Here is a 16,418-nt window from a genome sequence, read left to right as displayed (position 1 = left end):
GCTGATTTCAGAAGTCCATCAGCTTGTCGACGTCCTGCGTCTTGCGGCGGGCCAGGGCGAGGTTGGCGCGCTGCTTGTCGAGCACGACGTAGAGAAAGACACCTTCCTTCGATGCCGAGGGGCGGATGATGTGGTACTGCTTGCCCAGGGTGATCAGGATGTCCTCGATCACGTCGTTCAGGCCCAGCGCCTGCATGGTCTTGAGCTTGGCGCGCACGACTTCCGTGTTGCCGGCGGCGGCGACTTCCACGTCCACGCCCGACCCCGCCGAGCCAAGGATCATGCCACTGCCCGAGTCGACGACGGCCGCGCACATGGCGCCGTCGATATTCAGGATGTCTTCGAGCGTTTGTTTGATGGATGCCAAGTCGTTCTCCAGTCGGATCGTTGAAAAAGGTTGCTGCGTACAAAAAGAAGCCGCTGCGCTACGCAAAAACGCATGGGCCTTGAAGGGGTGGAAGGAATCTCGAAGGGAGCGTTGCGCCGGACAGGCTTCGCGTGGAAATCAAATCTGCCGTCGTCATACCTCGGCGAGGGTCTTGGCGAGTTGGGTCGCCCGGTAGGCCACCAGCGCCGGGACTGCACTGTCCCGGGCGATCACGTTGATGACGAGTTCACCATCGCACCGGTGCACGCTGCAGAAAATCGCGAAGCCCGATTCCGTCAGGATCATCACGCTCTTGTGCCGGCCGAGGCCGGCTTCTTCGGAAACGACGCCGCCGATCGCCACGATGGAGCTGGCCATTGCAGCCACGCGGGCAGGATCCGCATCGCCGGTGCTCGCGGAAGCCACATCGAAACCGTCCGCGGTAGCCACCACGGCGGACGTCACCCCGCTCAGCTCATCGACCAGTTTCTGCACCTCGCGTTGCGCGTGCGCGGTTGCCGTCTTGGACAAGCCATGTCGAACACTCACTCTTTCTCTCCCTGCATGTCGGCTTCAAGTTGCATCAGCAGCGTGTCGATCAGCAGGATCACGTCACTCCTGCTTCGCACGTCCACATCGAGAATCGGAAACACCCGGCCCATGGACTCGAGTCTTTGCGCGTAGTCGTCGAGGGTAGGCACGGGGTGACGGTGCATCCGCCCCACCCCGACGACGCACGGCAGCGTCCGCAGGGATTCGGCAAAGCCCTGCATGTACGTGGACAGGTCGCCCAGCGGATCGGGCCGCGAGTTGTCCATCAGCACAATCAGGCCCAGCGCGTTCCTGGCGAGGATCTTCCAGAGAAAGTCGAAGCGGGCCTGCCCGGGCGTGCCGAACAGGCGAACGCGGTCCCCGTTGTCCAGCGTGAGCTGGCCGAAGTCGAGGCCCACGGTGGTGAGCTGTTTGCCGATCGACGTGTCGGAGTTGGGCACCTCGGTCATGACCGGCAAGGTGTCGCTCACGCATCCGATCGCCGTCGTCTTGCCCGCGCCCACCGTGCCGGTAAGAAGAATCTTGTATTCCTTCATGAAACTCGCAATCCCAGGCGGCGGCGAATGCCGTTGAGGAGACCTCGCGCAAAGTCTGCGCGGATCGGCCTGTCGAGCCGCGGCGTGAACAGCGGCGGCAGGGCCTGCTCGACGCGCAGTTCGAGCACGCCTGCCGTGCGCAGCGCCTGCAGGAAGGCAACGCATTGGGCAAACGGAAGCTGGCTGAGGTCGGCCAGTTCGGCCGCGTTCAGGGCGCGCCTCGACAGCAGGCTTGCCATGCGGATGTTGTCCAAGTCATTGCGCAGCAGCATGGCCGGCGGCCAGCGACGCAGCATGAAGCGGACCGCGTCCGAAACCTCGACCTCCAGGGCGGTTTGCTCGTCCAGGGTCAGGCCTCCGGGCTGCGCCTCGCGCAATGCCTGCTCGGTGCTCTTGAGCCAGCGCTGCAGCTTGTCGGCACGTATCGGGCGTTCCAACGCGTTGGGCTGTCCGCCCGAATTCATGCGCGTGAGCCTGAGCACGGCGGCGGCCATGCCGACCACCTTGGGATATTCATGCTCCACGGCGACGGCATCGACGAGCAGCGCGTCGTACGGCGGCGCATTGACCAGCTGCCACGGAAAGGCGGCGTCACTCGCATACAGCCGGACAATCGTCTGGATCACGACGACCTCGGCCATCGGCAACTTGTAGACGCCGAGCCTCAGCATGACCACGTGACGCGATGCCCGAGTCGTTCGAATCCCGGTTGTTTCGCTGCGCTCAAAGACCGTGTGTGCATCCGCTGTCCATCCTTGCAACAAAGAAAATCCGTTCACCTCCAGATCGGAGGAACGACGAAGACGAATGAATTGGCCTGCACCGAAAGACTCGTCCAATTCGAGGCGATCCTGAGATACGCTCCCAACAGAGCGGAAATGGATCAGCAATACGCCTCTCTATCGAGAGATCGCGTGTGACAATTGTTTACGAACTTTGGTACTCTCCGCTAGCACCCTGAATGAAATTCAGCCGCTCAGTTTTCGAGGCAATCCTGGTGGCAGCCAATGCAAACCGCACCAAATAGGGGCATCTACACCCAATATGGCTCACCCGGCGCCCGCAATTGGGCGAATCGCGAAATGCGATTCACCAATGAATTACGAGACGTCAATTAATGCGGGGGACGACGGTGTCCACTCCTGCAGGCTGAGCTTTTCCACGGCCATGTCGACGAACGCCGAGACTGCCAGCGGCCGCTGCTGGCGGCTGGGGTAGACGACGCTCAAGCCGCGGCCCGCCCGCATGTATTGCGGCAGCACTGGCACCAGCCGGCCAGCCGCCACCTCCGCCGCCGTCAGGATCGACGGCAGCGCGACGATGCCGAGCCCGGCGCAAGCGGCCTCGCGCAGCGCCACTTGCATGTTGCTGGTGAAGCACCCTCTCACTCGCACCTCTTCCTCTATGCCGTCGGCCCCCTGGAGGCGCCAGATGGCGAGATTTCCGGTCTCTGGTGGCTGTGTCACGCACGCGTGCCTGCTCAATTCCTCCAGATCGGCGGGCGCACCATGCGCCGCCAGATAGGCAGGACTGGCAAGAAGCCCCCCGTAGCTTGCAAAGATCCTGCGGGCAACGTAGCTGGAGTCCGGCAGGGAACCGATGCGAAACGCGACGTCGATGCGGTCGGCAATGAGGTCGGCCGTGATATCGCTGAGAACAAAGTCGATTTGCACCAGGGGGTGCGCAGCGAGAAAGGCCGACACCCATTCCATTTCGAAGTATTCGAAGAAGCTGGCCGAGGCGGCCACCCGGATCACGCCGCTCGGCTCCTGGCTATCCGCGACGTGCGATTGACCGGCTTCGATCAGCTCCTCGACCGCCGGGCCGCATCGCTCGTGAAAGGTCTGGCCTGCGTTCGTCAGCGTCAGCTTGCGGGTGGAGCGCTGCATCAGCCGGGTGCCAAGGCGCGCCTCGAGTTGCTGGATGCGCCGGCTCACCGTTGCCGATGGCATGCGCAGCTGCCGCGCGGCCTCGGCAAAACTGCCGAGGCGCGCAACTTGCACGAACATTGCGACTTCGTTCAGATCGAGCACGGATATTCTTTCTGTGAATGGCGGAAATACGATTTGCTTGCGGCGTTCGGTTTTTTTCAACTTCGCAACTGCTATCGATCGATACCCGAATTGCAATCACACAGCGCCATTCGGCACCGGCACAATTACATCGACACTGAGCAGAAGCTGACCCATTGACCTTGACGAGTGTTCAAAAATAAAGACCTGCATATCGATATTTGTTTTGACACTATTTATTCTTTGTTGCTTTGTTATAAACAGGCAGTCAATAGTTAATCTAATCAATCACTTGCCGCCAAAGCGGCTTGGCCACAGTTCTTCATTTCCGATTCGCATGCAAGCCTTTCCCAATGCAGATGCCCTGCGCGATCCGCGCTCCCTGGACGACCTGCTCCTGTACCGGCTGTCGCGTGCCGTGCGTGCCTGCAGCGGCATGGCAACCCGCCTGGTCGAAGGCGGCTTCGGCATCACGCATCGCGAGTGGGGAATGATCGGCATGCTTGCGCAGATCGGCGAGATCACCTCCTCCGCATTTGCCGAGCGCCTGCAACTGGACCGTGTGCGCACCTCACGCGGCCTGCGTAGCCTCAGCGAAAAGAAACTGGTGGAGCGGCGCCAGGATGCGCAGGACGGCCGCGAAGTGCATGTGCGCCTGAGCCCCACCGGCCGCGAGCTCTGCGATGCGCTGTTTCCGCGGGTCGCCCGCCTCAACATGGATCTTCTCGACGGCATCGACGCGGAGCATCTCGACATCCTTCTGGAGTGCCTGCACCGGCTCGAACTGCGCGGCAGGGAACTGAGCGCGCTGGGCGTGGTCCCGGAAAAAGCCGACCGCCGCTCGGGCGGCACGCGGCATCGGTGGCCCGAGTGCGCGCCTGAGTACGGCTAGAACAAATTGCCCTGCCCTGCCGCACCCGGTGGCCGGAACGCAGTGACGTCCAGCGGAATGCGCTCGCGGTTGTAGCCGAGGCGGTTCGTGGCCTTCTCGAAGCGCTGGTGGATCAGGTCGGCCCACAGGCCCGAGCCCTTCATGCGCGTGGCGAAGTCGGCGTCGTAGTCCTTGCCGCCGCGCATCTCGTGGATGCGCGCCATGATGCGGTCGGCGCGCTGCGGATAGTGCAGCATCAGCCATTCCTTGAAGAGTGGCGCCACCTCCCACGGCAGCCGCACCACCGTGTAGAAGGCGCTGCGCGCGCCGGCCTCCCACGCGGCTTCAAGCACCTGCTCCATGTCTTCAGTGACGAAGGGAATCTGCGGCGCCACGCTCACGCCGACCGGCACGCCGGCGTCGGTCAGCGTGCGGATGGTGCGCAGCCGGCGATGCGGCGCGGCGGCGCGCGGCTCCAGCTTGCGGGCGAGTTCGCCGTCGAGCGTGGTCACGGTCACGTACACGGCCACCAGGTGCTCGGCCGCCATGGGGGCGATCAGGTCGAGGTCGCGCTCGATGGCGCTCGACTTGGTGACCAGTGCGAATGGATGCCGCGTTTCCTGCAGTAGTTCGATGATGGAGCGCGTGAGCCGCAGATCGCGCTCGATGGGCTGGTAGCAGTCAGTGGCGGTGCCGATGGCGATGTAGCTGGGCTTGTAACTCTTGCGCCCGAGCTCGGTGCGCAGCACTTCGACGATGTTGCGCTTGGCGATCAACTTGGTCTCGAAGTCGAGTCCGGGCGAGAGGTTCAGGTAGCTGTGCGTGGGCCGGGCGAAGCAGTAGATGCAGCCATGTTCGCAACCGCGGTACGGATTGAGCGAGCGGTCGAAGTAGATGTCGGGCGAGTCGTTCCCGTTGAGCACCGATTTCACGTCCTCGAAGCGCACTTCGGTGGCAATGGGCTGCAGTTCATCGGCCTCGGCCACGCCTTCTTCGAGCGTGCCCCAGCCGTCGTCGAAGGCGTTGCGCTCGTCCTTCGAGAAGCGGTGCGCGATGTGCGTGGCCGCGCCGCGGCCCTTGATGGCATGAATGGGGATCCGGGCAGCTGGCATGGCAACTCCTTCGATGCTGGATTTACTGTTTATTCATACAGTATTCCACTGATTCACCGTTGTCGCCAGTTTTTCAATTTCTCTATTGACAGAAATTTCGTAAATCCTAAACTCGACGCCATGGAACTCACCGACATTCAACGCAAGTTCGTCCTGCACTGGGGCGAAATGGGCTCCATGTGGGGCGTCAACCGCACCGTCTCGCAGATCCACGCCCTGCTCTTCGCGCACGGCAAGCCCATGAACGCCGAGGAGCTGTGCGACACGCTCGGCGTCGCCCGCTCCAACATCAGCAACAGCCTGAAGGAGCTGCAGGCCTGGAATCTCGTGCGCGTGACCCACACGCTGGGCGACCGGCGCGACTATTTCGAGACCAGCGTCGACGTGTGGGAGCTGTTCCGCACCGTCGTGCGCGAGCGCAAGGAACGCGAATTCGACCCCACCGTGCGCGTGCTGCGCGAGCTGGTCTCCAGCCCCGACTTCCAGAAGGAACCGGCCGATGCGCAGGACCGCATCCGCTCCACCATGGAACTCATGGACAAGCTCGCCACCTGGGCCGACGAAATGCTGCGGCTGTCGCCCGGCACGCTCGACAAGGTGATGACGCTGGGCGCGAGCGTGCAAAGATTCGTGCGCGGTGATGCAGCTTCGACCGACAAGGGCAAGGACGCAGACCCGGACGCGCACCATGCCAGCCTGCCGATGATCTGAGGCCCTTTTTTTGCCCATCGGTTTCTGTTTTGACAGAAATATCGAGAACCCAAAGCACCATGAGCCACACCGCCCTTCCTGCCTACCCGCTCACGATCTACTTCGACGCAAGCTGCGCGATCTGCTCGGCTGAAATGGGCAGCCTCAAGGCGCGCGATGTGGCGGGCCGGCTGCAACTGGTCGACTGCTCGCCAGCGGCGTTCAGCAGCGGCCCGGCTCCGCGCGACGCGCTGATGGCGGCCATCCACGTGTCGGACGCCGCGGGCCAGGTATTCGTCGGCGTGCCCGCAATCCGCATCTGCCGCACGGCGGTGGGCCTGTCGAGCGGCAGCTTCCTGCTCGACCTGCCGATCGTCGCGCCGCTGGCCGACCGCGCCTATGCACTGCTGGCGCGCAACCGCTATCGCATTCCGCGCTGGCTGGCCGCACGGCTGGCGGGGCGCGTCGCGCCTTCCTGCGACGACGGCAACTGCCGCCTCTGAGAACCAACAAACAAGCAACCACCGAGGGAATCGCCATGCCCACTGTCTTCCAGCCCGACTTCCGCGTGCCGCACGAAACGCCCCTGCGCACCCCGGCAAGCCACGCCAGCTCGCCCATCACGTCCGAGGACACGCAGGACTACTTCACCGAAGTCGCAGTCGACTACAGCGCCTGGAGCCCCAGCTACAACATGCACTTCGGCTTCTGGCGCGCGGGACTGAATCCGCTGCGGCGCGAAGGCATGCTGGTGGAGATGAACCGCGTGGTCGGCAGCGCGCTGCAGCTCGGCGACGCACAGCCCGGCACCGCGCCACGCCGCTGCGTGATCGACATGGGCTGCGGCGCCGGCGCCACCGCGCGCACGCTGGTCGGCGACGATCCATCGCTCTACGCCATCACCGTGACCAACGTCGCCGTGCAGAACCGCATTGCCGCGAAGCTGGACGCCGCCGCCGGCGTGGCCGACCGCATGGCGCACCTCGAAGCCGACTACACACGCACCGGCCTGCCCGCCGCGCAGGCCGATGGCGCGTGGGCTGTCGAAAGCGCCTGCTATGCCGACGGCACCGCCAAGGCCGACTTCATCCGCGAAGCCGCCCGGCTGCTGAAGCCCGGTGCGCGGCTGGCTGTCGTTGACGGCTTTCTGCTGCGGCCCCAACCCGGCCGCCTGGCCAGCTGGCTGCACCGCCTGTGGGCCGACAGCTGGGCCGTGCCCACGCTGGCCGTGCGCGAAGACTTCGTCGCCGCGCTGCGCGAGCACGGCTTCGACGATATCGAGGTGAAGTCGCTGCGCTGGCGCGTGGCGCCCAGTGCGCTGCACATCCCGGTGCTGGCCACCCGCTTCACGCTGGCCGAGCTCTGGAAAGCGCGCGGCAAGCTCAGCCCGTGGCGGCGCAAGCACATCGTGGCCAGCTACTGCGCGCTCGCGCTGGGCATGTTCTGGCGCGACTTCGACTACTGCATGGTCACGGCGAAGCGCCGCGCCGACTGACAGAACGAACAACACAAGCACAACGAGGAGAAGAGGTTTCCACATGAGCAACGACAACGAAGAAAGCAGGCTCTCCGAGCTCGCCCCCGCCGAGCAGGCCGAACCCAGGCGTCGCATGCCCTTCGCGTGGTTCTGGCCGATCCTGGCGGGCGCGCTCGTCGCGCTGGTGCTGCGTGTCCTCTTCAGCGGCGGGCCCGGCCAGCGCTTCTCGCCGATGCTTGGATCGTTCGTGTACTTCGTGCCCGCAGTGTGCGGCGCGGTCACGGTGTACCTGGCCGAGCGCATCGAGCGGCGCAGTTGGGGCTACTACCTCTGGGCGCCCTGGGTGGCGACAGCGCTGTTCGTCACCGGCACGCTGGCGGTGTTCATCGAAGGCATCATCTGTGCGATCGTCATCATTCCGCTGTTCGCGGTGATGGGCAGCGTTGGCGGGCTGGCAATGGGCATCGTGTGCCGCATCACCAACTGGCCCAAGCCCGCGCTCTACAGCTTCGCCCTGATGCCGCTGCTGCTCGGCGGCATCGAGCCCCAATTGCCCAACCCGGACCAGTTCTCGAACACCTCGCGCACGCTCTTCATTGCCGCGCCGGCCGAACGTGTGTGGCACGAACTCAACGCCGCGCGCGACATCCGCCCCAGCGAAGTCGGCGACGCATGGGCCTACCGCATCGGCGTGCCGATGCCGGTGTCGGGCGTGACCGTCGACACACCCGAGGGCCGCGTGCGCCAGGTGCAATGGCAGAAGAACGTGCACTTCGAAGAAATCGTCACCGAGTGGCAGCCCAACCGCCTGCTGAAGTGGCGCTTTCGCTTCTCACCAGACTCCTTCCCGGCCGGAGCGCTCGACGACCACGTGATGATCGGCGGCCAGTATTTCGACCTGCGCGACGCCACCTACACGCTGACCCCGCGTGACGGCGGCACGGAGCTGCGTGTCGAGGTGTCGTGGCGCCTGAGCACGCGCTTCAACTGGTATGCGGACCGGGTCATGCAGCTGCTGCTCAATGACGCCTCGGAGAACATCCTGCGCTTCTACAAGGCGCGCAGCGAAGCCACCGCGACGGCGGCAGCAGGATGACGATGCAGCCAGTCTTCCAGCAGGCGCTCGGCCCCGCGTGGGACCAGCTCGGCGACGTCATCCGCCGCCACTACACGATGACGCCGTTCTCCGACGACTACGTGTGCGTGCGCGGCACCATGAACGAGGTCTGGCACGCCCCCTGGGCCGCGCTGCTGATGCCCTTCGGCCGGCTGTTCGGCGCGCTCGTTCCGCACCAGGGCAAAGACGTACCAATCGAGGTGCACTACCGCTGCCACCCTGACGACGCCAAGCTTTACTGGGACCGCGTCTTCCACTTCCCGGGCAAGCAGCCCTTCCACTTCCGCTCGCACATGGAACACGACGCGGGGCAAGGCAGCGAGGTGATCGAATACGTGCGCTTCGGCATCGGCATGCGCCTGGCGGTGAGCGCTGAAGACGGCGCGGTGGTGTTCCGCGACATGGGCTACATCTGGCGCATCGCGGGGCTGCGCATTCCGCTGCCGCTCGGCCTCTTTCTCGGCACCGCCTATGTCGAGGAACGGCCCGACCCCGTCGATGCCGACCACTTCACCATGAAGATGCTGCTGCGCCACCGCTGGTTCGGCGACGTGTTCCGCTACAGCGGGCGTTTTCACCTGGGCCCGCGGTTAGGGCCACAATGAGCGCACCATGCCACGCCGCCCCGAAAACCTCTACGCCCAGTACCACGCCCACGTCTACTTCGCACCCGATACGGTGGTGCAGGCCCGCGCCCTCTGCGAGCGCGCGGGCCACGAGCTGATGGTGGTGGTCGGCCGCGTGCACGAGCGGCTGGTGGGGCCGCATCCGCACTGGAGCTGCCAGCTCGCCTTCGACGCCGCCGAGTTCGACCAGGTCATCGGCTGGCTCGACGCCAACCGCAACGGGCTCGACGTGTTCGTGCACGGCGTGACGGGCGACGACTTTGCCGACCACACGGCGCACGCCATGTGGCTGGGCGAAGAAAGCGCGCTCGACCTGCGGATGTTCCGGCACTAGGCCAGCTCTCAGAACTCCGCGTCGAGCTCGTCGATCTCTTCCGGCTCCTGCTTCGCGGCCGTCACCCATTCCTTCATGGCCGGCAGCTCCATCACGCGCTTGCAGTAGGCCGCGCACACGTTGTCGAGCGCCACGTCGTAGCTCAGGAAGCGCGTGACCACCGGCGCGTACATCGCGTCGGCCATGCCCGGCTGCTTGCCGAACAGGAAGGGGCCGCCGTACGCCTTGAGGCATTCGCGCCAGATGGCGACGATGCGGTCGATGTCGGCCTGCGCGCGCGACCACACCTTGAAGTTCTTGAAATGGGCCTTGATGTTCATCGGCAGCGCGCCGCGCATCGAGCCGAAGCCCGAGTGCATCTCACCGCAGATGGCGCGGCAATGGGCGCGGGCCGCCACGTCGTCCGGCAGCAGGCCGGCCTTGGGCTTGATCTCGTTGAGGTATTCGCCGATGGCCAGCGTGTCCCACACCTTCACGCTGCCGTGCTGCAGCGAGGGCACGAGCATCGACGAAGACAGCAGCAGCATCTCAGCCTTCATGGCCGGATCGTCGGGCGGAATGACCTTCTCGCTGAAGTCCAGCCCGGCCAGCCTGCACATCAGCCAGCCGCGCAGCGCCCACGCGCCGTAGTTCTTGCTGCTGATGGTGAGAACGGGTTTGGCCATCGTGAAGCTCCTTGGGCGTTGTGCCGTTGCGTGCAAGCGCCATGCCATGCGGTTGGCCCACAACTTGCCTGCGAGGTATTCATGCTGTACCGGGCCTACCAGAACCAAGCCGACCTGCTCTCTCCGGCGCGGCTCGCGGCGCAGTACATGAGCAAGGCCCTGTGGAAAGACGGCACGGAGCGCACCATATTGCGGCGCATGGCCGCCCAGTTCGAGGTGTTCTCGCGCATGCGGCTGACCCATACGCGGCCCGACTACGACATACACAGCGTCATGGTCGACGGCGCGGAAGTGGCCGTGCACGAGGAGACGACCCTCGTTTCGCCCTTCGGCACCCTGCTGCATTTCCGCAAGGACACCGATGCGGTGCATCCGCCGGTGCTGCTGGCCGCACCACTCTCGGGCCATTTCGCCACGCTGCTGCGCGAAACCGTGCGCACGCTGCTGCGCGACCACGACGTGTACCTGACCGACTGGCACAACGCGCGCGACGTGCCGCTGTGGCACGGCGGCTTCGGCCTGGACGACTACACGCGGCAGCTCATCCAGTTCCTGGAGGCCGTGGGGCCGGGCGTGCACATGGTCGCGGTCTGCCAGCCCTGCGTGGCCGCCCTGGCCGCCACCGCGCTGATGGCCGAAGACGACAACCCCGCCACGCCGCGCAGCCTCACGCTGATGGCCGGCCCGGTCGATTGCCGCATCAACCCGACCGGTGTGAACACGCTGGCCACCAGCAAGCCCATCGAGTGGTTCCGGCGCAACCTCATCAGCCACGTGCCGTGGCCGCACGCCGGCATGATGCGGCGCGTGTACCCGGGCTTCCTGCAGCTCTCGGCCTTCATGAGCATGAACCCCGAGCGGCACAAGAAGCAGTTCGAGGACATGTACAGCCACCTGGTCGAAGGCGACATCGAGAAGGCCCGCACCATCGGCACCTTCTACGACGAGTACCTGGCCGTGAACGACCTGCCGGCAGAGTTCTACCTGGAGACCGTCGAGCGTGTCTTCCAGACGTATGACCTGCCACGAGGCGTGCTCACCGTGGGCGACCGTACCGTGAACCCCGCCGCCATCCGCCGCACCGCGCTGCTGACGGTCGAAGGCGAGCGCGACGACATCTGCGCCGTGGGCCAGACAGTGGCGGCGCAAGACCTCTGCACGGGCATCCGGCCGTACCTCAAGACGCATCACCTGCAGGCCGGCGTGGGGCACTACGGGGTGTTCAGCGGCAGCAAGTGGAATGCGCAGATCTATCCGCGCGTGCGGGAGACGATCCACGCCGCGGCTGAATTGAACGGCTAGGACTGGCGCCGCGCGCGCACGCCCTTGCCGCTCACGCGCCGCACCATCGCCTCGCCGGCCTGCGGCAGCCGCTCGCGCAGGAACGCGATCAACTCCTGCGCCACCACATTGCGCATCGGCCCCGGCAGGTAGGCCAACACCACGCGGCGCTCGACGCGCGGCTTCAGCAGCGGCACCACCACCAGTTCGGGGTCGCGCAGCGACGAGGTGTACAGGCGCGGCATCAGGCCCAGCGCCTGCCCGCTGCGCACCAGCGCATAGAGCGTTTCGGAATAGCTCACGCGGTACGGCTCCGGGCCTTGCGCGAACTGCGCGCGCGCCGGGTTTCCCAGCGCGGGCATGCTGCCGCGTTCGAACAGCACCAGCCGCTCCTTGCCGATGGCCTCCCACTGGGCATCGCCGGCCGCTGCCAGCGCATGGTCGCGCCGCACCACCAGCACCAGCGGGTCGCGGAACAGGTCGATGCAGGTCAGCCCGCCCGGCGGCTCGGTGATGGCGGCCACCGCCATGTCGATCTGCCCGCTGCGCAGTTCGGCCAGCAGCGTGTTCGAGGGGGCATCGCGCCAGGCCAGCTCCACCTCGCGCTGCCCGCTCTGCAAAAACTCGCTGGCAGCAGCCGCCACGCGCGCGCTGGCCGAGGGAATCACGCCGATGCGCACGAAGGCGCGGCCGCGCTGCACCGTACTTTCGATGTCGCGCAGCGCCACCTCGAAGGTGTTGACCAGGAAGTCGGTGCGCGCCAGCACTTCGGCGCCCACGGGCGTGAGCTCCAGCCGGTGAGTGGAGCGCGTGAGCAGTTCGGCGCCGAGCAATTTCTCCATCTGCTTGATGGCGTTGCTCAAGGCCGGCTGCGTGATGGCCAGCCGGCGCGCCGCGCGGCCGAACTGGCCTTCTTCCACAAGCACCGAGAAGAACTGCAGCTGGCGCAATGTGAGCGCACGCAGGGGCAAGGCGGCCATGGGCGAATCCCCGGTTATTGATTCAGTGAATCAAATTATAGAAATTCAAAATTTTCTTTATGAGAACGCCATTACTAGACTGGTCAGCATGACCAGCCCCACGCCTGCCCCCACTGCGCCCTTCACGCTGGAATCGATGCTCCGCGCCATGCCCAAGGCCGAGTTGCATTGCCACCTGTTCGGCACGGTGCGCCACGAAACCTTCAAGCAGCTCAACCTGCGCGCCGGCTCGCCGCTGGCAGCCGACGAAATCGAGGGCTTCTACACGCGCGGCGAAAAACCGGTCGGCGTGCTGCGGGTGCTGCGCGCGCTCGACGCCCAGCTGGTGCGCAGCGCCGGCGATCTCTATCAGCTCACGCTCGAATACCTGCAGGACGCGGCCTCGCACAACGTGCGCTACGCCGAGTTCTTCTGGAACCCGACTGGCACGGTGCACGAGTCGGGCATCGCCTACCCGCTCGCGCAAGGCGCCATCGTCCGCGCGATCCAGGACGCACAGCAAGAATTCGGCATCGTCGGCCGCCTCATCGCCGCCATCGACCGCGAAGCCAGCCCCGAGGCGGCCGTGGAGATGGTCGAGTGGGTCAAGGCGCATCGCTGCGACGAGGTGATCGGCATCGGCATCGACTACCGCGAGGTCGACCGTCCGCCCGAGCTGTTCACGCAGGCCTATGCCGATGCGAAGAAGGCGGGCCTGAAGACCACCGCGCACGCGGGCGAGTTCGGCATGCCCTGGACCAACGTGCGCACCGCGCTAAACGTGCTGCAGGTCGACCGCATCGACCACGGCTACACGGTGGTCGACCAGCCCGACTTCGCGCACGAATGTGCTGATCGCGGCGTGATCTTCACGGTAGTGCCGACCAACTCGTACTACCTGCGCACGCTGCCGCCCGAGCGATGGGCCATCGACCACCCGATCCGCCGCATGCCCGGCCTGGGCCTGCGCATCCACCCCAACACCGACGACCCGACGCTGCACAAGGTCACGCCCACGCAGGCCTGGCTGATGATGGTGCGCGACTTCGGCTTCGGCCTGGACGACCTGCGCGGCTTCATGCACAACGGCCTGGACGGTGCGTGGATCGACGACACGCAGCGCCGCGCATGGCGCACGCAGTGGAGCGATGAATTCGACTCGCTGCGCGCCCGCCTCGATACCGAACCCGCCCCCACCACCCTCGAATGACCCACGCCATGAACACACCCCGCCGCCTGCTCCTTGCCGCCGCACTCTGCGCCGCGCTTCCCACCGCGGCATTCGCGCAGGCATGGCCCGCCGCCAAGCCCATCACGCTGATCGTTCCCTACACGGCCGGCGGCAGCGTGGACGTCAACGCGCGCCTCGTCGCGCAGCGCCTCGGCGAACGCTTGAAGCAATCGGTGGTGATCGAGAACGTGAGCGGCGCGGGCGGCGCCATCGGCGTAGCCAAGGCGGTGAATGCCACGCCCGACGGCTACACGCTGGTGGTGGGGCCCGACAGCGCCATCGCCATCGGCAAGCTGGTCAACCCCACGGCCTTCCGCTTCGATCCGTTGAAAGACCTGGCGCCGGTCGGCCTGCTCAACACCGCGCCGATGGTGCTGGTGGCGCGCCCCGGTCTCGAGGCCCAGACTTTCTCCGACTTCGTGAAGCTCGCGAAGGCCAAGCCCGGCAAGTACAACTACGCGACCTCGGGTGTGGGCACGGTGCTGCAGCTGGCCATGGAGCTGCTGAAGGAGCGCAGCGGCATCTTCGTCACGCACGTGCCCTACCGCGGCGGCGCGCAGATTGCCACCGACGTGATCGGCGACCAGGTCGACCTGGCGATGCTGGTGAGCACCAGCGCCATTCCGCACGTGAACGGCAAGCGGCTGAAGGCGCTCGGCATCACCAGCAGCAAGCGGCTGGCCGCGCTGCCCAACGTGCCCACCTTCGACGAGATGCCCGGTCTCAAGGGCTTCGACATGGTGAGCTGGACCGGCATCTTCGCGCCCTCGAAGACGCCGCCGGCCGTGGTCGCGCAGATCAACCACGAGCTCAATGCGGTGCTGCAGGAAGAAGGCGTGCGCAGCAAGCTGATGGAGCAAGGCGCACTGCCGGGCAGCGGCACGCCCGAGAGCTTCGCGAAGTTCGTGCAGGCGGAGTACGCGCGCAACCAGAAGATCGTGCAGACGGCCAACATCAAGGAGTGAGCGCGTGACGATCACGTCGATGCCCACGCTGTCCCGCCGCGCCCTGCTGGGCATGTCCGCCGCCGGCCTCGCCGGCATGGCCTTCGCGCAGAGCCCCAGCCCCGCCGAACTGGCACAGGCGCTCGCCGGCACGCCCGCCACGCGGTTGCCGCCCGTGGCAAGCAAGCGCCAGGTCATCATCGACACCGACCCCGGCCAGGACGACGCCATCGCGCTGCTGATGGCCATGGCCGCGACCGACCGGCTCGACATCAAGGCGCTGACGGTGAGCGTTGGCAACCTGCCGCTGACCGTGACCGAGAAGAACGCGCTCATCGTGCGCGACTGGGCGGGCAGGCCCGATATTCCGGTCTACGCCGGCTACCCGCGCCCGCTGGTGCGCGAACCCATCTTCGCCGACGACGTGCACGGCAAGACCGGCATGGAAGGCCCGACGCTGCACGAGCCGCGCGGCCCGCTGATGCCTACGCACGCGGTGCAGTACCTCATCGAGACGCTGCGCGCCGCGCCCCCGAAGAGCATCACGCTCGTGGGCCTGGGGCCGCTGACCAACTTCGCGGCGGCACTCAACTCGGCACCCGACATCAAGCCCGCCATTGCCGAGATCGTGGTGATGGACGGTTCCTGGGGCGTGGGCGGCAACATCACGCCCGCCGCCACCTTCAACGTGTACGCAGACCCCGAGGCCGCCTCGATCGTGTTCCGCAGCGGCGTGCCGGTTACGGCCATGTCGCACGACGCGGCACGACGCGTTCTGCTCACGCCCGAGCGCATCGTGCCCTTTCGCACCATGGGCAACAACGCCGGCAAGGTGGTGGCGGATATCTTCGATTCGATGATGGCGTACGGCCTGCGCCGCCGGGGCGTGGCGGTCGGGCCGATCTACGACCCGTGCGTGATCGCGTATCTGCTGAAGCCCGAACTCTTCAAGGGCGCGAAGGTGAGCGTCGACGTGGAAACGAAGGGCGAGTTCACGACCGGCGCGACGGTGGTCGACTTTCGCGGCTACAACCGCCGCACGCCCAACACGTTGTGGATCAGCGAGGCCGACACCGAAGGCTTCTACACGCTGCTGCGCGCGCAGATCGCGCGGCTGCCCTGAACGGGCTGGCCGGGATCAGCCGGCCTTTTCGTCTTCCGCCGGCCAGTCGCGAATGTAGGCCTTGAGCATCTTGTTCTCGAAGTTCTGGCTGTCCACCACGGCCTTGGCCACGTCGTAGAAGCTGATCACGCCCATCAGCATGCGCTTGTCCATCACGGGCATGTAGCGCGCGTGGCGCTCCAGCATGATGCGGCGGATTTCGTCGAGGTCGGTCTCCAGCGTGCAGGTGACGGGGGCGTCGTCCATGGCCTTGCGGACCAGCGTGGTGCCGACCTGGCCGCCGTTGCCGACGATGGCCACGATGACTTCCCGGAAGGTGAGCATGCCGACCAGGTCGCCGTGCTCCATGACCACCAGCGAACCGATGTCCTTTTCCGCCATGGTGTTGGCGGCTTCTGCCAGCAGGTCGTCTGGCGTGATGGTGAAGAGCGTATTGCCCTTGACGCGAAGGATGTCGCTGACTTTCATCGTGTGCTCCTCTCGGACTCAATCTCGGCTATCTCGGCGGGCGTGCCGTTTTT

The 16,418-nt window shown here is 65.8% G+C and carries 20 protein-coding genes; 11 read left to right on the top strand and 9 right to left on the bottom strand.

Translation table 11 applies throughout. The features are described from left to right. Positions 1 to 7: 7 nt before the first annotated feature. The 5 genes from NWF24_RS08740 to NWF24_RS08720 form a co-directional block, all read right to left on the bottom strand. Positions 8 to 367, bottom strand: a complete 360-nt coding sequence (locus tag NWF24_RS08740; protein WP_258353841.1) for a hypothetical protein — start codon at positions 365 to 367, stop codon at positions 8 to 10. A gap of 153 nt (positions 368 to 520) precedes the next feature. Further along, on the bottom strand, positions 521 to 898 hold the full coding sequence (locus NWF24_RS08735; protein WP_258353840.1) for a roadblock/LC7 domain-containing protein: 378 nt from the start codon (positions 896 to 898) through the stop codon (positions 521 to 523). 14 nt (positions 899 to 912) lie between these two features. Next, a complete protein-coding gene (locus tag NWF24_RS08730) occupies positions 913 to 1,455 on the bottom strand; it encodes a GTP-binding protein (protein WP_258353839.1) in 543 nt (180 codons plus the stop codon). Beyond that, positions 1,452 to 2,345 carry a hypothetical protein gene (locus tag NWF24_RS08725; protein ID WP_258353838.1) on the bottom strand — a complete coding sequence of 298 codons (894 nt, stop codon included), beginning with the start codon at positions 2,343 to 2,345 and terminating at the stop codon, positions 1,452 to 1,454. The genes NWF24_RS08730 and NWF24_RS08725 overlap by 4 nt, the downstream gene beginning before the upstream one ends. Positions 2,346 to 2,555: 210 nt before the next feature. Beyond that, entirely contained in the window at positions 2,556 to 3,488 is a 933-nt protein-coding gene (locus NWF24_RS08720) for a LysR family transcriptional regulator (protein WP_258355263.1), read from the bottom strand. 316 nt (positions 3,489 to 3,804) lie between these two features. Here NWF24_RS08720 and NWF24_RS08715 point away from each other — a divergent pair, with 316 nt between their 5' ends. Further along, positions 3,805 to 4,359: a MarR family winged helix-turn-helix transcriptional regulator gene (locus tag NWF24_RS08715; RefSeq protein ID WP_258353837.1), complete on the top strand. Its 555-nt coding sequence runs from the start codon at positions 3,805 to 3,807 to the stop codon at positions 4,357 to 4,359. Here the strand turns inward: NWF24_RS08715 and NWF24_RS08710 are convergent. After that, entirely contained in the window at positions 4,356 to 5,450 is a 1,095-nt protein-coding gene (locus tag NWF24_RS08710; RefSeq protein ID WP_097198673.1) for a PA0069 family radical SAM protein, read from the bottom strand. The genes NWF24_RS08715 and NWF24_RS08710 overlap by 4 nt on opposite strands. Before the next feature lie 120 nt (positions 5,451 to 5,570). On the opposite strand from NWF24_RS08710, the gene NWF24_RS08705 reads away from it, so the two are divergent. The 6 genes from NWF24_RS08705 to NWF24_RS08680 are packed head-to-tail and all read left to right on the top strand — an operon-like array spanning position 5,571 to position 9,694. Continuing rightward, a complete protein-coding gene (locus NWF24_RS08705) occupies positions 5,571 to 6,161 on the top strand; it encodes a GbsR/MarR family transcriptional regulator (RefSeq protein ID WP_258353836.1) in 591 nt (196 codons plus the stop codon). A 59-nt stretch (positions 6,162 to 6,220) separates the two neighbouring features. After that, on the top strand, positions 6,221 to 6,643 hold the full coding sequence (locus NWF24_RS08700) for a thiol-disulfide oxidoreductase DCC family protein (protein ID WP_258353835.1): 423 nt from the start codon (positions 6,221 to 6,223) through the stop codon (positions 6,641 to 6,643). 35 nt (positions 6,644 to 6,678) lie between these two features. Continuing rightward, a complete protein-coding gene (locus tag NWF24_RS08695) occupies positions 6,679 to 7,635 on the top strand; it encodes an SAM-dependent methyltransferase (RefSeq protein ID WP_258353834.1) in 957 nt (318 codons plus the stop codon). A 43-nt stretch (positions 7,636 to 7,678) separates the two neighbouring features. Beyond that, complete coding sequence (locus tag NWF24_RS08690; protein ID WP_258353833.1) at positions 7,679 to 8,713, top strand: SRPBCC domain-containing protein; 1,035 nt, start codon at positions 7,679 to 7,681, stop codon at positions 8,711 to 8,713. Between the two features lie 2 nt (positions 8,714 to 8,715). Beyond that, positions 8,716 to 9,339: a DUF4166 domain-containing protein gene (locus NWF24_RS08685; RefSeq protein ID WP_258353832.1), complete on the top strand. Its 624-nt coding sequence runs from the start codon at positions 8,716 to 8,718 to the stop codon at positions 9,337 to 9,339. A gap of 7 nt (positions 9,340 to 9,346) precedes the next feature. Next, a complete protein-coding gene (locus NWF24_RS08680; RefSeq protein ID WP_093176955.1) occupies positions 9,347 to 9,694 on the top strand; it encodes a DOPA 4,5-dioxygenase family protein in 348 nt (115 codons plus the stop codon). An 8-nt stretch (positions 9,695 to 9,702) separates the two neighbouring features. Here the strand turns inward: NWF24_RS08680 and NWF24_RS08675 are convergent, their stop codons facing one another. Next, positions 9,703 to 10,359, bottom strand: a complete 657-nt coding sequence (locus NWF24_RS08675) for a glutathione S-transferase (RefSeq protein WP_093077815.1) — start codon at positions 10,357 to 10,359, stop codon at positions 9,703 to 9,705. Positions 10,360 to 10,440: 81 nt separating this feature from the next. Between NWF24_RS08675 and NWF24_RS08670 the strand changes: the two genes are divergently transcribed. Beyond that, entirely contained in the window at positions 10,441 to 11,661 is a 1,221-nt protein-coding gene (locus NWF24_RS08670) for a polyhydroxyalkanoate depolymerase (protein WP_258353831.1), read from the top strand. Here the strand turns inward: NWF24_RS08670 and NWF24_RS08665 are convergent. Continuing rightward, on the bottom strand, positions 11,658 to 12,620 hold the full coding sequence (locus NWF24_RS08665) for a LysR family transcriptional regulator (protein WP_258353830.1): 963 nt from the start codon (positions 12,618 to 12,620) through the stop codon (positions 11,658 to 11,660). The genes NWF24_RS08670 and NWF24_RS08665 overlap by 4 nt on opposite strands. Positions 12,621 to 12,708: 88 nt before the next feature. Between NWF24_RS08665 and NWF24_RS08660 the strand changes: the two genes are divergently transcribed. From NWF24_RS08660 to NWF24_RS08650, 3 genes are read left to right on the top strand one after another with little or no spacing between them, the layout of a single operon-like run. Beyond that, positions 12,709 to 13,809, top strand: coding sequence for an adenosine deaminase family protein (locus tag NWF24_RS08660; protein WP_258353829.1), 1,101 nt, complete (start codon positions 12,709 to 12,711; stop codon positions 13,807 to 13,809). Between the two features lie 8 nt (positions 13,810 to 13,817). Beyond that, positions 13,818 to 14,795 (top strand): Bug family tripartite tricarboxylate transporter substrate binding protein, encoded by a 978-nt coding sequence (locus NWF24_RS08655; protein ID WP_258353828.1) that lies wholly within the window; start codon positions 13,818 to 13,820, stop codon positions 14,793 to 14,795. A gap of 19 nt (positions 14,796 to 14,814) precedes the next feature. Beyond that, positions 14,815 to 15,897: a nucleoside hydrolase gene (locus NWF24_RS08650; protein ID WP_258355262.1), complete on the top strand. Its 1,083-nt coding sequence runs from the start codon at positions 14,815 to 14,817 to the stop codon at positions 15,895 to 15,897. 15 nt (positions 15,898 to 15,912) lie between these two features. Here the strand turns inward: NWF24_RS08650 and NWF24_RS08645 are convergent, their stop codons facing one another. After that, positions 15,913 to 16,365 carry a CBS domain-containing protein gene (locus NWF24_RS08645; protein ID WP_093051560.1) on the bottom strand — a complete coding sequence of 151 codons (453 nt, stop codon included), beginning with the start codon at positions 16,363 to 16,365 and terminating at the stop codon, positions 15,913 to 15,915. Positions 16,366 to 16,418: the final 53 nt, after the last annotated feature.

The organism is Variovorax paradoxus (genome assembly GCF_024734665.1).
In the GTDB taxonomy this organism is placed as follows: domain Bacteria; phylum Pseudomonadota; class Gammaproteobacteria; order Burkholderiales; family Burkholderiaceae_C; genus Variovorax.
Note: the sequence above shows the minus strand (reverse complement) of the source record. Positions and strands in the feature narration are given on the sequence as shown.